Origin of the sequence: Pseudomonas ulcerans (assembly GCF_036324125.1) — a bacterium.
Classification (GTDB): Bacteria; Pseudomonadota; Gammaproteobacteria; order Pseudomonadales; family Pseudomonadaceae; genus Aquipseudomonas; species Aquipseudomonas ulcerans.
In genome coordinates, this window is the sequence record NZ_JAZDQN010000006.1 from 79,987 (window position 1) to 94,616 (window position 14,630).

General features: G+C 65.5%; 14 protein-coding genes. 8 read left to right on the plus strand and 6 right to left on the minus strand.

All coding sequences use genetic code 11. The features are described 5' to 3' along the window. The first annotated feature begins 57 nt into the window (after positions 1 to 57). Positions 58 to 501 carry a response regulator gene (locus tag V0R59_RS07695; RefSeq protein WP_330074319.1) on the plus strand — a complete coding sequence of 148 codons (444 nt, stop codon included), beginning with the start codon at positions 58 to 60 and terminating at the stop codon, positions 499 to 501. 150 nt (positions 502 to 651) lie between these two features. Here V0R59_RS07695 and V0R59_RS07700 read toward each other — a convergent pair whose 3' ends face one another. Next, complete coding sequence (locus V0R59_RS07700; protein ID WP_330074320.1) at positions 652 to 2,829, minus strand: malate synthase G; 2,178 nt, start codon at positions 2,827 to 2,829, stop codon at positions 652 to 654. Positions 2,830 to 3,269: 440 nt separating this feature from the next. Here V0R59_RS07700 and V0R59_RS07705 point away from each other — a divergent pair, with 440 nt between their 5' ends. Then, positions 3,270 to 3,788: a glycine cleavage system protein R gene (locus V0R59_RS07705; RefSeq protein ID WP_330074321.1), complete on the plus strand. Its 519-nt coding sequence runs from the start codon at positions 3,270 to 3,272 to the stop codon at positions 3,786 to 3,788. A gap of 226 nt (positions 3,789 to 4,014) precedes the next feature. Here V0R59_RS07705 and rarD read toward each other — a convergent pair whose 3' ends face one another. The 5 genes from rarD to V0R59_RS07730 form a co-directional block, all read right to left on the minus strand. Beyond that, complete coding sequence (rarD, locus tag V0R59_RS07710; protein WP_330074322.1) at positions 4,015 to 4,902, minus strand: EamA family transporter RarD; 888 nt, start codon at positions 4,900 to 4,902, stop codon at positions 4,015 to 4,017. Between the two features lie 60 nt (positions 4,903 to 4,962). After that, positions 4,963 to 5,937 (minus strand): serine/threonine protein kinase, encoded by a 975-nt coding sequence (locus tag V0R59_RS07715; RefSeq protein ID WP_330074323.1) that lies wholly within the window; start codon positions 5,935 to 5,937, stop codon positions 4,963 to 4,965. Positions 5,938 to 6,090: 153 nt separating this feature from the next. Beyond that, positions 6,091 to 7,992 carry a PhoX family protein gene (locus V0R59_RS07720; protein WP_330074324.1) on the minus strand — a complete coding sequence of 634 codons (1,902 nt, stop codon included), beginning with the start codon at positions 7,990 to 7,992 and terminating at the stop codon, positions 6,091 to 6,093. Between the two features lie 64 nt (positions 7,993 to 8,056). After that, positions 8,057 to 8,821, minus strand: a complete 765-nt coding sequence (locus V0R59_RS07725) for a TOBE domain-containing protein (protein WP_330074325.1) — start codon at positions 8,819 to 8,821, stop codon at positions 8,057 to 8,059. A gap of 58 nt (positions 8,822 to 8,879) precedes the next feature. Beyond that, positions 8,880 to 9,617, minus strand: a complete 738-nt coding sequence (locus tag V0R59_RS07730; RefSeq protein ID WP_330074326.1) for a ComF family protein — start codon at positions 9,615 to 9,617, stop codon at positions 8,880 to 8,882. Positions 9,618 to 9,705: 88 nt separating this feature from the next. Between V0R59_RS07730 and bioB the strand changes: the two genes are divergently transcribed. The 6 genes from bioB to V0R59_RS07760 all read left to right on the plus strand — a co-directional run bounded on the left by bioB (position 9,706) and on the right by V0R59_RS07760 (position 14,598). Continuing rightward, entirely contained in the window at positions 9,706 to 10,761 is a 1,056-nt protein-coding gene (gene bioB / locus V0R59_RS07735) for a biotin synthase BioB (protein ID WP_330074327.1), read from the plus strand. Positions 10,762 to 10,768: 7 nt separating this feature from the next. Further along, positions 10,769 to 11,941, plus strand: a complete 1,173-nt coding sequence (gene bioF, locus V0R59_RS07740; protein WP_330074328.1) for an 8-amino-7-oxononanoate synthase — start codon at positions 10,769 to 10,771, stop codon at positions 11,939 to 11,941. Beyond that, positions 11,934 to 12,665 carry an alpha/beta fold hydrolase gene (locus tag V0R59_RS07745; RefSeq protein ID WP_330074329.1) on the plus strand — a complete coding sequence of 244 codons (732 nt, stop codon included), beginning with the start codon at positions 11,934 to 11,936 and terminating at the stop codon, positions 12,663 to 12,665. The genes bioF and V0R59_RS07745 overlap by 8 nt, the downstream gene beginning before the upstream one ends. Further along, positions 12,658 to 13,482 carry a malonyl-ACP O-methyltransferase BioC gene (gene bioC / locus V0R59_RS07750; protein ID WP_330074330.1) on the plus strand — a complete coding sequence of 275 codons (825 nt, stop codon included), beginning with the start codon at positions 12,658 to 12,660 and terminating at the stop codon, positions 13,480 to 13,482. The genes V0R59_RS07745 and bioC overlap by 8 nt, the downstream gene beginning before the upstream one ends. 1 nt (position 13,483) lies before the next feature. Then, complete coding sequence (bioD, locus tag V0R59_RS07755) at positions 13,484 to 14,164, plus strand: dethiobiotin synthase (protein WP_330074331.1); 681 nt, start codon at positions 13,484 to 13,486, stop codon at positions 14,162 to 14,164. 137 nt (positions 14,165 to 14,301) lie between these two features. Continuing rightward, entirely contained in the window at positions 14,302 to 14,598 is a 297-nt protein-coding gene (locus V0R59_RS07760; RefSeq protein ID WP_330074332.1) for a pyrroloquinoline quinone biosynthesis protein PqqE, read from the plus strand. Positions 14,599 to 14,630: the final 32 nt, after the last annotated feature.

Below are 14,630 nucleotides of genomic sequence, written 5' to 3' on the forward strand. Positions count from 1 at the left end.
TGCGGTCTGAACTTGATTGAGCGAGCCTTTTGCGGGCTCCGGAACGATGAGATACCGATGCCTGACCACGACGACTTATTGAGTGATGCCGAGCGCGAGGCTCTTGCGCAGGTGACTGCGCCTGCCGTCCTGCCTCAGAAAGTGCTGATCGTCGATGACGACGAGGACGCCAGCGAGCTGCTGGCCCAGTACCTCCAGGCCGAGGGCATCGAAAGCGTGGCCCTGACCGACGCGCGCGAGGCGTTGCAGGCGATCCTGCGGGACCGGCGCATTGGTCTGTTGATCACGGATCTGCGGATGGAGCCGTTCGATGGCCTGGAATTGATTGGCAAGGTACGCGGCTCGGAGCGTGCGGAACTGCCGATCATTATTATTTCCGGGGATGCCGAGGTGCAGGATGCGATCACGGCCATGCATCTGAGCGTGGTGGACTTCCTGCTCAAACCGATCGAGGTGGGGAAATTGATGGAGCTGGTGCGGCGGGAGTTGGGAATCAGCTGACAACAGGCTATCGAAAGCCTTGCGCGAATCCTGTGGGAGCGGGTTTACCCGCGATTACGGTGTTGAAGTCACTGATGCAATCGCGGGTGAACCCGCTCCCACAGATACTCGCCGAACCAGGCAATGATCATTGCCTGGCCGGCCCATCACTTACAGGCCGTTACGCGCCTTGTACTCGCGACGACGACGGTGCAGCACCGGCTCGGTGTAGCCGTTCGGTTGCTTGGCACCCTCGACCACCAGCTCGACCGCCGCCTGGAAGGCGATGTTGTTGTCGAAGTCTGGAGCCAGCGGGCGGTACAGCGGGTCGTTGGCGTTCTGCTTGTCCACCACCGGCGCCATGCGCTTCAGGCTTTCCAGCACCTGGGCCTCGCTCACCACGCCATGACGCAGCCAGTTGGCCAGCAGCTGGGCGGAGATACGCAGGGTGGCGCGGTCTTCCATCAGGCCGACATCGTTGATGTCCGGCACCTTCGAGCAACCCACGCCCTGGTCGATCCAGCGCACCACGTAGCCAAGGATGCCCTGGGCGTTGTTATCCAGCTCGTTGCGGATCTCGTCGGCGGACCAGTTGGTGTCCGGCGCCAGCGGGATGGTCAGGATGTCGTCGACCGAAGCCGGCGCGCGCTTGGCCAGCTCGGCCTGGCGCTCCTGGACGTTGACCTTGTGGTAGTGCAGCACGTGCAGCGCGGCGGCAGTCGGCGACGGCACCCAGGCGGTGTTGGCACCGGCCTGCGGGTGGGCGATCTTCTGCTCCAGCATCGCCGCCATCAGGTCCGGCATGGCCCACATGCCCTTGCCGATCTGCGCGCGACCCTGCAGGCCACAGGCCAGGCCGATGTCGACGTTGGAGTTCTCGTAGGCGCCGATCCATTTCTGGGTCTTCATGGTGCCCTTGCGCACCATGGCGCCGGCTTCCATGGAGGTGTGGATCTCGTCACCGGTACGGTCGAGGAAGCCGGTGTTGATGAACACCACGCGCTCGCTGGCCGCCTTGATGCAGGCCTTGAGGTTGACCGTGGTACGGCGTTCCTCGTCCATGATCCCGACTTTCAGGGTGTTGTGCGGCAGGCCCAGCATGTCTTCGATGCGGCCGAACAGCTCGTTGGTGAACGCGGCTTCTTCCGGGCCGTGCATCTTCGGCTTGACGATGTACACCGAGCCGGTACGGGTGTTCTTGCGGGTGGTGTTGCCGTTGAGGTTGTGCATCGCCGCGAGGTTGGTGACCAGGCCGTCGAGGATGCCTTCCGGCACTTCGTTGCCGTCCTTGTCGAGGATCGCGTCGATGGTCATCAGGTGACCGACGTTGCGCACGAACAGCAGGGAGCGACCGTGCAGGGTGACGGTGCCACCGTTCGGCGCGGTGTACTCGCGGTCCGGGTTCATGGTGCGGGTGAAGGTCTGGCCGTTCTTGCTCACGCTTTCCGACAGGTCGCCCTTCATCAGGCCCAGCCAGTTGCGGTAGACCACGACCTTGTCGTCGGCGTCCACGGCAGCGACGGAGTCTTCGCAGTCCATGATGGTGGTCAGCGCGGCTTCGACCAGGATGTCCTTCACGCCGGCGGCGTCGGTCTGGCCGACCGGGGTGGTCGGGTCGATCTGGATTTCGAAGTGCAGGCCGTTGTGCTTGAGCAGGATGCCGGTCGGTTCGGAGGCCTGGCCCTGGAAGCCGATCAGTTGCGCGTCGTCACGCAGGCCGCTGTTGCTGCCGCCCTTGAGGGCCACGACCAGCTTGCCGCCGTCGATGCTGTAGCGGGTGGCGTCGACATGGGAGCCGGCGGCCAGTGGCGCGGACTCGTCGAGGAAGGCGCGGGCGAAGGCGATGACCTTGTCGCCGCGGACCTTGTTGTAGCCCTTGCCCTTCTCGGCGCCGTCGGCTTCGCTGATGGCGTCGGTGCCGTACAGCGCGTCGTACAGCGAGCCCCAGCGGGCGTTCGAGGCGTTCAGCGCGAAGCGCGCGTTCATCACCGGGACCACCAGCTGCGGGCCGGCCACGCGGGCGATCTCGTCATCGACGTTCTGGGTGGATAGCTGGAAATCCGTCGCTTCTGGCAGCAGATAACCAATTTCCTGGAGGAAGGCCTTGTAGGCCACGGCATCGTGCGCCTGGCCCTTGCGCGCCTGGTGCCAGGCATCGATCTGCGCTTGCAGGGTGTCGCGTTTGCTCAGCAGGGCTTTGTTCTTTGGAGCGAGGTCGTTGATGATCTTTTCCGCGCCTGCCCAGAACTGTTCGACGCTGACGCCGGTTCCGGGAATGGCTTCGTTGTTCACGAAGTCGAACAGGACTTTGGCGACCTGAAGGCCACCGACTTGAACGTGTTCAGTCATTGCTTGCCTCACTCTGCTCAGCTATTTCGCTTTCTATTTACGCCTTACGCGCTTCTCTAAACACGGCACCAGTGCGTGTCCTGACGGACGGCTGGATGCGGCCCGCCAGACGGGCCGGCGAGCGGTGCGCATTTTCACAGGCGCTTGGCAGACATCGGATCGGGACGTTTTGTAGTCCACGCCGCGGCATACTACATGATGCGCTGCGCATGTGAAAATCAGACTAAATACGTCGTTCTGCGACCGTTTGGTCGCATGGGGTCACGCTGGGAGGGCATATGTTCGCAAAAAACTGGTGGATTGTTCCAGATAAATCTTAAAACAGTACACGATTTGATTTTCGCCGCGCCTGCGGCAGGTTGCCGCGCCTTGCCTATACTTTCCCGACGCCCCAGCTGCCACGGGCGTTTCCACGGGTTTTCCAGCAGAGGGTCGTCCGCGTGAACCATCTTGTCCTCACCGTCATCGCCGCCGACAAGGCCGGCCAGGTCGAGCGTATCGCCCAGACCATCGCCAATCACAATGGCAACTGGCTGGAGAGCCGCATGTCGCGGATGGCCGGGCAGTTCGCCGGGATCCTGCGGGTCGCGGTGCCGGCCGAGTCCCATGACGAACTGGTCGATGCCCTGCAGGCGCTGGGCGAGAGCGGCATCCGCGTGCTGATCGCGGAAAGCGGCATCGAGCCGTCGTGCACCTGGAAGCCGATCGCCATGAGCCTGGTGGGCAACGATCGCCCCGGGATCGTTCGCGATATTACCCGTCTGCTGGCGGAACAGGGGGTCAACGTCGAGCGCCTGAGCACCGATGTGCGTCCGGCGCCGATGAGCAGCGAGCCGCTGTTCCATGCCGATGCCTTGCTGGCGGTGCCGCTGACCCTGTCGCTGGACACCCTGCAGGCACGCCTCGAAGACCTTGCCGACGACCTGATGGTGGAGCTGGAACTGCGGCCTGAGGAATAGTTATCCCCAATTCACTTATCCCGTTTTAACGGGGATCGGTCTGTGGATAAGCTGGGGAACTCCCGTGCCAGGCCAGGCACGCCGCGGCTTTCCGGCGATTGAGCAAAAAATCGCCAGAAATCAGGAGCTTGTGCACAAAGCGCGGGGATGAGGGTGTGGATAACCTTGGGAGAGGTCGCTACAGGCCACGAACGACGTGGCCTGCAGATGTTTGATCAATTATTGATCAGGCGCGTTTGCGCAGGCTCAGCCAGGCGTCGACGCTGTACAGGGCCAGGCCGGCCCAGATGAACATGAAGGCGACCAGCGTGCTGCTCGACAGGTGCTCGCCGAACAGCAGCACCGCCTGCAGCAGCACCAGGGTCGGTGCCAGGTACTGCAGGAAGCCCAGGGTGGTGTAGGGCAGGTGGCGCGCGGCAGCGTTGAAGCACACCAGCGGAACCAGGGTCACCGGGCCTGCGGCCATCAGCCAGAGCATTTCGCTGCTTTGGAAAAAGTCGGGCTGCATGCTGTGGGCTTCAGGGTGCAAAAGCAGCCAGCCCAGGGCCAGCGGTACCAGCATCCAGGTTTCCACCACCAGGCCCGGCAAGGCTGCCACCGGTGCCTGCTTGCGGATCAGGCCGTAGAAACCGAAGGTCAGCGCGAGTACCAGCGACACCCAGGGCAGGCTGCCGACCTGCCATACCTGCTGTGCCACTCCCACCACCGCGAGACCGACCGCGATCCATTGCAGGCGGCGCAAGCGCTCGCCGAGCAGGAGCATCCCCAACAGCACATTGACCAGTGGGTTGATGTAGTAGCCGAGGCTGGCTTCGAGCATGCGGCCGTTGTTCACTGACCAGACGTAGGTCAGCCAGTTGGCTGCGATCAGCACCCCGCTCAGGGCGAGGACCGCCAGGCGGCGCGGGTTTTGCCGCAGCTCGCGCCACCAGCCCGGGTGCTTCCAGACCAGCAGCAACAGCGAGCCGAACAGCGCGGACCAGAGCGCCCGGTGCACGATGATTTCCAGCGAGGGCACGCTTTGCAGCGCCTTGAAGTAGAGCGGGAAAAGACCCCAGATGATGTAGGCGGTGAGGCCGAGGATGTACCCGCGACGCGGGTTGGCGGCAGTCATTGTTATTCCTTGCTTAGCTAGCTAAATGCGCGGCTATTGTAGACAGGCGGGTTGCCGCTTCTAGAACAATTTGAGGGGTTCTTCGTCCAGCGCGGCGAGCTGTTCGCGCAACGCGAGGATCTGGTCGCCCCAATAGCGCTCCTGGCCGAACCAGGGGAAGCTGCGGGGGAATGCCGGGTCGTCCCAGCGCCGTGCCAGCCAGGCGCTGTAGTGCAGCAGGCGCAGGCCGCGCAGCGGTTCGATCAGGGCCAGCTGGCGCGGGTCGAAGTCGTGGAATTCGTTGTAGCCATCCATCAGCTCCGCCAGTTGGCCGAGGCGTTCCTCGCGGCTGCCGGCGAGCATCATCCACAGGTCCTGCACCGCCGGGCCCATGCGGCAATCGTCGAGGTCGACGAGATGGAAGACCTCGTCGCGGCACATCATGTTGCCGGGATGGCAATCGCCGTGCAGGCGGATGACCTTGTGCGGGGTGCGCGCGTAGATCGCCTCGATGCGCTTGAGCAGGTCGCGGGCGGTGGATTCGAAGGCGGGTCGCAGGCTGTGCGGGATGAAGTCACCGTCGAGCAGGGTGGCCAGGGAGGCGTGGCCGAAGTTGTCCACAGCCAGGTGTTCACGGTGTTCGAAGGGACGGCTGGCACCGACCGCGTGCAGGCGGCCGAGGAGCTGGCCGAGGCGGTAGAGCTGGTCCAGGTTGCCCGGCTCAGGGGCGCGGCCACCGCGACGGGGGAACAGGGCGAAGCGGAAGCCGGCATGTTCGAACAGGGTCTTGCCGTTGAGCAGCAGCGGGGCCACCACGGGGACTTCGCATTCGGCGAGCTCGGCGGTGAAGGCGTGTTCTTCGAGGATCGCCGCATCGCTCCAGCGACCGGGGCGGTAGAACTTGGCGATCACCGGCTCGGCGTCTTCGATGCCGACCTGGTAGACACGGTTTTCGTAGCTGTTCAGCGCCAGGACCCGGGCATCGCTGAGCAGGTCCTGGCTTTCGATGGCATCCAGGACCAGGTCGGGGGTGAGGGTGTCGAAGGGGTGGGGCATGCGCGACTCCGGCAGTGCGGCAGGGAAAAAGGGCCGCATCGATTCCGGCATGGTAACTCAGGGGCGGATCCCAGGAGAGGTCCAATTCTCAAGGCTTTCGGAGAACCTTGTGGGAGCTGGCAAGCCAGCCCCCTGTCTATAGGTCAAGCGCTATCAGGCGCCAATGATGCCGCCATCCTCCCGGGTGATCGCCATCACCGAAGACCGCGGCTTGCCATTGGGCAAGTGCTCGGGGAAGGTCGAGCCACCGGTTTCACCCGGATGCTGGATGCCGACGAACAGCGTCTTCTGGTCCGGCGCGAAGGCGATGCCGGTCACCTCGCAGGCCACCGGTCCGACCATGAAGCGACGGATCTCGCCGGTCGCCGGGTCGGCGCAGAGCATCTGGTTGTTGCCCATGCCGGCAAAATCCCCGGCGTTGCTGTAGTCGCCGTCGGTGAGGATCCACAGCCGCCCGTCCGGGTCGAAGCCGAGGCCATCGGGGCTGTTGAACATGTTCTGTGGAGTGACGTTGTCCGATCCGCCCTTCGGCGCGCCGGGGTGTACCTGCGGGTTGCCGGCGACCACGAACAGGTCCCAGTCGAATGCCATCGAGGCGGCGTCGTCGCCGGATTCGCGCCAGCGCAGGATCTGCCCGTAGACGTTCTTCTCCCGCGGGTTCGGACCGCCCACCGGCTGGCCTTCCTCGCCACGCTTGGCGTTGTTGGTCAGGGTGCAATAGACCTGGCCATCCTTGGGGCTGACCACGATCCACTCCGGCCGGTCCATGCGCGTGGCCTGGAGAAGGCTCGCGGCCAGGCGCGCGTGGATCAGTACCTGGGCCTGGTTGGCGAAGCCGGCGGCGGCATTCAGGCCATTCTTGCCGTGGCTCAGTTCCAGCCACTGGCCCTTGCCCTTCGGATGCCCGGGGTTGCCGTCGCCAGCGTCGAAGCGGGCCACATACAGGGTGCCGTGGTCCAGCAGGTTGCGGTTGGCCGTGGGGTTCTTGTGGTCGATGCGATCGCGGCTGATGAACTTGTAGATGAACTCGCCACGCTCGTCGTCGCCCATGTACACCACGGCGCGCCCGTCACGGGTTTCGCCGAGGGCGGCGTTCTCGTGCTTGAAGCGGCCGAGGGCGGTGCGCTTGATCGGCGTGGACTTCGGATCGAACGGGTCGATCTCCACCACCCAGCCATGGCGGTTCAGTTCGTTGGGGTTTTTCGCCAGGTCGAAGCGCGGATCGTGCTGGTGCCAGTTGACCTCCTTGCCCGCCACCGACGCGCCGTAGCGCTTCTGTCCGGCATCGAAGGCCTGCTGCGCATCGCTGCTGCCGAAGCAGTCGGTGAAGTTCTCTTCGCAGGTCAGGTAGGTGCCCCACGGGGTCTTGCCGTTGGCGCAGTTCTGGAAGGTGCCGAGGACCTTGCTGCCGCTGTTGTCGGCGGCGGTGCGCAGCCAGGCATCGCCGGCGGCCGGGCCGCTGAGGCGGATCGGCGTGTTGCCGTGGATGCGGCGGTTGTACTTCGAGCCCTGGACGAACTGCCACTGGCCGTTCTTGCGCTGCACCTCGATCACCGACACGCCTTCGGCGGCCTGGGCCTTGTGCACGTCTTCGGCATTGGCCGGCGCACCGCCGTGATCGAATAGGTAGCGGTAGTTGGTGTATTCGTTGTTGATCGCGATCAGCGCCCGGTTTTCATCGCCGGGGAAAGGGAACAGGCTCATGCCGTCGTTGTTGTCGCCGAACTGCATTTCCTGGGCCTTGGCCGTGCCCTTGCCGGACGGGTCGAAGGCCGGCGAGTCGGTGTGCAGCGGCTGGCCCCAGCTGATCAGCACCGAGGCTTTGTAGCCCGGCGGCAGGCTGATGCCGTCGGCGGTGGACGAGGGAATGCCGGTGAAGCCGAGCAGGCCACCATTGGCCGCGCTCACGCTGTCGGCCAGGACGCTGCGGCTCAGCAGGTTGCCACCGAGAAACAGCGCCGCACCACACAAGGCACCGGCACCGATGAAGCGGCGACGGCTGAGGCCGACCATCTGTTCGAGATCGGTCGGCTGGTTTTCTTCTAATAGGTTCATGACAGGCTTCCTGCGGTTTTGGCAGTCACCTTAATCAGCCGTTATGACGGTTTTGTGGCGAAATTCAGACAGGCGTTCCGAGAAGCACGTAGGTTGGCAGGAAGCGGACCTGTACCACATTTCCTACACCCAGCCCGTGTTCCTTCAGCCACCGCTGTTCGGCGAAGGCGCAGAGAATCTGCCCGCTGCGCAGGGTCAGGCGCAGTTCGCTGGGGCCCTGGGGATCGTCCTGCAACTCCTCGATTTCCGCGTCCAGGCTGTTGGTGCCCGGCGGCACCGGTGAGCCGGCGGTTGCCAGCTCCAGCCAGCCGGCCTTGATCAGCGCGACCACCGCGGTGCCCTGTTCCAGCTCCAGGCGGTGGGTGCTGTCGTGGGTGATCTGCGCCTCGATGCGCAGGCCGCCGGCCAGGGTCAGCTCGATGGTGTCGTTGCGCCCCTGCGGGTGGATCGCGCTGACCCGCCCGTGCAGCTGGTTGCGTGCGCTGGTGCGCAGCATCAGGCGGCCGAGCAGGTCGAGGTCGCTGCTGTCCTCGGCTTCTTCGAGGATCTGCGCCTGGAGGATCTGCAGGCGTTGATACAGGCGCAGCACCCGCCGCCCTTCATCCGACAGACGGGCGCCGCCGCCGCCGCGACCACCGGTGCTGCGTTCCACCAGCGGGCGGGCGGCCAGGTTGTTGAGTTCGTCGATGGCGTCCCACGCGGCCTTGTAGCTCATGCCGGCGGCTTTCGCGGCACGGGTGATGGAGCCTTGCTCATCAATGTGCTGCAACAGGGCGATGCGTTGCGGACGGCGGACGATGTGCTGGGTCAGGGGTGCGGGCAAGGGCATGGGTCGGTACGAAAGCTGACGATGATCGGCAGGAAAGTGCCCGCCCCTCCGCGCCAAGTCAAGCATTGCCGGGCCGTGGCGTACGCGCCAGGCAGTACACGTCGACCCGTTCGGCACCGCCGTCGCGCAACAGGCGGGACAGGGCCTGGGCGGTGGCGCCGGTGGTCAGGACGTCGTCCACCAGTGCCAGGTGGCGGCCTTCGATGGCCGCGTGATCGGTGAGCGCGAAGGCGTCCTTGAGGTTGCGGCGGCGGGCGCGGGCGTCCAGTTCCTGCTGCGCCGGGGTGTCCCGCAGGCGACTTAACAGGTGGCCGGCACAGGGGATCGCCAGTTGTGCGGCGAGCCATTCGGCCAGCATCGCCGCCTGGTTATAGCCGCGCTGGCGCAGGCGTCGCGTGGCCATGGGCACCGGCAGCAACAGGGTCGGGCGCGGCAGACCTTCGCTGAAGCGGTGTGCCAGCCAGTTGCCGAGCATCTGCGCCAGCAGCCGGCCCAGTGGCCACTGGCGCTGGTGCTTAAAGCGGGTGATCAGGGCATCGACCGGAAAACCGTAGTGCCAGGGCGCCTCGACCTGGCGAAACGCTGGCCGTCGCTGCGCACACTGACCGCACAGCAGACCGTTCATCGGCAAAGGCAGGGCGCACAGGCGGCAGCGCTCGTCGAGCCAGGGCAGTTCGCTTTCGCAGGGGACGCAAATGGGCTGGGCCTGTCCGGCGGGCTCATCGCACAGCAAGCAGGTGTGGTTAGTATTTGTACAGATGTCGACTTGTGGTTTCTTGCGTGGTTGACAGCGCATGAGGCTTCCTTAACTATGCGGGCTATCCGTGATGCGCTGCGGGCAATCCGATCCCGGCGCCAGTACAAGCCTAAACAAGGAAACGCCCATGAGCGCCAGCACAACTGCAACGCTTCGTCACGACTGGTCCCTCGCCGAAGTCAAAGCCCTGTTCCAGCAGCCGTTCAACGACCTGCTGTTCCAGGCGCAGCTGGTGCATCGCGCGCATTTCGATCCCAACCGCGTCCAGGTCTCGACCCTGCTGTCGATCAAGACCGGCGCCTGCCCGGAAGACTGCAAATACTGTCCGCAGTCCGGTCACTACAACACCGGCCTGGACAAGCAGAAGCTGATGGAAGTGCAGAAGGTGCTGGAGGAAGCCGCCCGGGCCAAGGCCATCGGTTCCACCCGCTTCTGCATGGGCGCGGCGTGGAAACACCCGTCCGCCAAGGACATGCCCTACGTGCTGGAAATGGTCAAAGGGGTCAAGGCCATGGGCCTGGAAACCTGCATGACCCTCGGCCGTCTCGACCAGGAGCAGACCCAGGCCCTGGCCGAGGCCGGCCTGGACTACTACAACCACAACCTCGACACCTCGCCGGAGTTCTACGGCAGCATCATCACCACTCGCACCTACAGCGAGCGCCTGCAGACCCTGGCCTACGTGCGTGACGCCGGGATGAAGATCTGCTCCGGCGGCATCCTCGGCATGGGCGAGTCGCTGGACGACCGCGCCGGCCTGCTGATCCAGCTGGCAAACCTGCCGGAGCACCCGGAATCGGTGCCGATCAACATGCTGGTCAAGGTTGCCGGCACGCCGCTGGAAAACGCCGAGGACGTCGATCCGTTCGATTTCATCCGCATGCTCGCGGTGGCGCGGATCCTCATGCCGCAGTCCCATGTACGCCTGTCCGCCGGTCGCGAGCAGATGAACGAGCAGATGCAGGCGCTGGCCTTCATGGCCGGGGCCAACTCGATCTTCTACGGCGAGAAGCTGCTGACCACCGCCAACCCTCAGGCAGACAAGGACATGCAGCTGTTCGCCCGCCTCGGCATCAAGCCCGAGGCTCGCGAGGAGCACGCCGACGAAGTGCACCAGGCGGCCATCGAGCAGGCGCTGATCGAGCAGAAGAGCAGCGAGCTGTTCTACAACGCGTCGGCCTGAGGTCAGCATGAGCTTCGATCTCCGTGCGCGCCTCGAACAGAGGCGCGCCGCTGACCTGTATCGCCAGCGTCCGCTGTTGCAGAGCCCGCAGGGGCCCGAGGTGGTGGTGGACGGGCAGGCGCTGCTGGCGTTCTGCAGCAACGACTACCTGGGCCTGGCCAACCATCCCGACGTGATCGCCGCCTGGCGCGCCGGTGCCGAGCGCTGGGGTGTCGGCGGTGGTGCGTCGCACCTGGTGGTCGGCCACAGCACGCCGCACCATGAGCTGGAAGAAGCCCTCGCCGAATTCACCGGACGCCCGCGGGCGCTGCTGTTCACCACCGGCTACATGGCCAACCTCGGCGCCGTCACGGCGCTGGTGGGGCAGGGCGACACGGTGCTGCAGGACCGCCTCAACCATGCCTCGCTACTGGACGCCGGCTTGCTCAGTGGCGCGCGCTTCAACCGCTACCTGCACAACGACGCCGACAGCCTAGGCAAGCGTCTGGACAAGGCCGAGGGCAATACCCTGGTGGTCACCGACGGCGTGTTCAGCATGGACGGCGATATTGCCGACCTGCCGCAACTGGTCGCGCGTGCCCGGGCCAGGGACGCCTGGGTGATGGTCGACGATGCCCATGGCTTCGGTACCCTCGGTCGCCACGGCGGCGGCGTGGCCGAACATTTCGGCCTGGGCGTGGAGGACGTGCCGGTGCTGGTCGGCACCCTGGGCAAGGCCTTCGGTACCGCCGGCGCCTTCGTCGCCGGCAGCGAAGAGCTGGTCGAAAGCCTGGTGCAGTTCGCCCGCCCCTATATCTACACAACCAGCCAGCCACCGGCGCTGGCCTGCGCCACCCTGAAAAGCCTGCAATTGCTGCGCGACGAGTATTGGCGCCGCGAGCACCTGGCGGCGTTGATCGCCCAGTTCCGGGCCGGCGCCGAGGCGATCGGCCTGGAACTGATGGACAGTTTCACGCCGATCCAGCCGATCCTCATCGGCGATGCCGGGCGCGCCGTGCAACTGTCGCGCATGCTGCGCGAGCGCGGGTTGCTGGTGACCGCGATCCGTCCGCCCACCGTGCCCGCCGGCAGCGCGCGTCTGCGCGTGACCCTGACCGCCGCGCACAGCTCCGCGCAGGTCCAGCTATTGTTGAATGCATTGGCCGAGTGCTATCCGCTGTTGGAGCCTGTCGATGCGTAACCACCTGATTCTCCTGCCGGGCTGGGGCCTGGGCTGCGCGGCGCTGGAACCGCTGGCAGCAAGTCTGCGGGCACAGGATGCCGGACTGAAAGTCGAACTCGCGCCGCTGCCGAACCTGGTCAGCGATGATCCGCAGGCCTGGCTCGACGAACTGGACCGCCGCCTGCCTCGGGACACCTGGCTCGGTGGCTGGTCGCTGGGCGGCATGCTCGCCGCCGAGCTGGCGGCGCGGCGTGGCGATCATTGCTGCGGCCTGCTGACCTTCGGCAGCAACCTCAGCTTCGTCGCCCGCGCCGATTGGCCGGACGGCATGCCCGCCGACACGTTCGAAACCTTCGTCGACGGTTGCCGCAGTCATACCGGAGTGACCCTCAAGCGCTTCAAGTCGCTGTGCAGCGAGGGCGCGCAGGAACCGCGCAGCCTGATCCGGCAACTCGGCGTCGGCGTGCCGGACACCGATCCGGTGCTGCTGGTGAAAGGCCTGGAAGTGCTGGGTCGCCTCGATACCCGCGCGGCGCTGCAAGCCTATGGCGGTCCGCAACTGCACCTGTTCGCCGGTGCCGACGAACTGGTCCCGGCCAAAGCTGCCCACGCCTTGAGCGAATGGCTGCCGGACGTCGAAGTGGGCCTGGTCGAAGGCGTGTCCCACGCCTTCATCCTCGAATACCCGCAAGAGCTGGCCGCCAGTATCAAGACCTTCCTGCATGAGAGTGGTGATGACTGATCTTTCCCAACCGGACCTGCCCGGCGCCTTGCCCGACAAGCGCCAGGTGGCCGCGTCCTTCTCCCGTGCCGCTGCCAGCTACGACAGCGTCGCCGAGCTGCAACGGGCGGTGGGCAGCCATCTGCTGGCGCAGTTGCCACAAGACCTGCAGCCGCGCTGCTGGGTCGACTTGGGCAGCGGCACCGGGCATTTCAGTCGGGCGTTGCAGGCGCACTACGGGCAAGGCCTCGGCGTCGCCGTGGATATCGCCGAAGGCATGCTACGCCATGCCCGCGAAGCCGGTGGCGCGAGTTATCACGTGGCCGGTGATGCCGAGCGCCTGCCGCTGCGCGAGGCCTGCGCCGACCTGGTGTTCTCCAGCCTCGCGGTGCAATGGTGTGCGGATTTCCGCGCAGTGCTGGGCGAAGCGCGGCGGGTCCTGCAGCCCGGCGGCGTGCTGGCGTTCTCCAGCCTGTGCGTCGGCACCCTGCACGAGCTGCGAGCGAGCTGGGAAGCGGTGGACGGCCTGGTGCATGTGAATCGCTTCCGGCGTTTCGAGGATTACCAGCGCCTGTGCGGCGAGAGTGGCCTGGATGTGCTGGGCCTGGAGGCACAACCCCATGTGTTGCACTACCCTGATGTGCGCAATCTGACCCATGAACTGAAGGCCCTGGGCGCGCACAACCTCAATCCCGGCCGACCCGCCGGGCTCACCGGACGGGCGCGGATGCAGGGACTGCTGCAGGCTTACGAGCAATTTCGCCAGCCGCAGGGCCTGCCGGCCACCTACCAGGTGGTCTACGGGGTGCTGCGCAAGCCGCTGACAGAAGGGGAGTGACATGAGCTCGGCCTATTTCATCGCCGGAACCGACACCGACGTGGGCAAGACCACCATCGCCGTCGGCTTGCTGCATGCGGCGCAGCAGGCCGGCCTCAGTACCCTCGGCGCCAAGCCGGTGGCCTCGGGCTGCGAGGTCACGCCCAAGGGCCTGCGCAATGCCGATGCGCTGGCGCTGATGGAGCAGAGTTCGCTGAAGCTGCCGTACGAGCGGATCAATCCCTATGCTTTCGAGCCGGCGATCGCCCCGCATCTGGCGGCGAGGGAGGCCGGCGTCGACCTGAGCGTGCAGAGTCTGCTCGGGCCGATGCGCGACGTGCTGGCGCAGGGCGCTGATTTCACCCTGATCGAAGGGGCGGGCGGCTGGCGCGTGCCGCTGTCGCACCAGGCCAACCTGTCGGACCTGGCGATGGCCCTGAAACTGCCGGTGATCCTGGTGGTGGGGGTGCGCCTGGGCTGTATCAACCATGCCTTGCTCAGCGCCGAGGCGATTGCCCGGGACGGCCTGCAACTAGCGGGCTGGGTGGCCAATATCGTCGATGCACGGACCTCGAGGCTGGAAGAGAACCTGGCCAGCCTGGCCGAGCGCCTGCCGGCGCCGTGCCTGGGGCGGGTGCCGAAGCTGAAGATCGCTTCGGCAGAGGCGGTGGCGGAGCATTTGCAGATCGACCTTCTGGATTGATCCAGGGTTTTGCACAGGGCTGCTAGTCCCTCTCTATTGCAGGGCCTTCTGCCATTAGTGTTTTTCAAGGGCATTTCCGGCCCGTCTCTGCTTCAATAGGCCACTGTATTGCCACTCTCTACCTTGGAGTCTTTGCCATGGAAATCTCGGGCAGTTCCGCATTCTATGCCGGCCTGGGCGCCATTCAGGCCGGACAGCAGCGTGTCGACCAGGCCGCCAGCCAGATTGCCAACAACACCGTAGAGCGCGCCGCCACCAGCCAGTCCAGCGACTTCCAGGCCGAGCGCCTGCGTGCCGTCGACCGCAGCCAGCAGATGGACATGGCCACCGCCACCGTTGAGCAGGCCTTGGGCAAGCACCAGGTCGAACTCGGTGTCAAAGTGGCCAAAGCATCGGACGAAATGCTCGGCACCCTCATCGATACCTACGCCTGAAGCGCGACGCCTCAGGCTTCATCTTTCCCCGC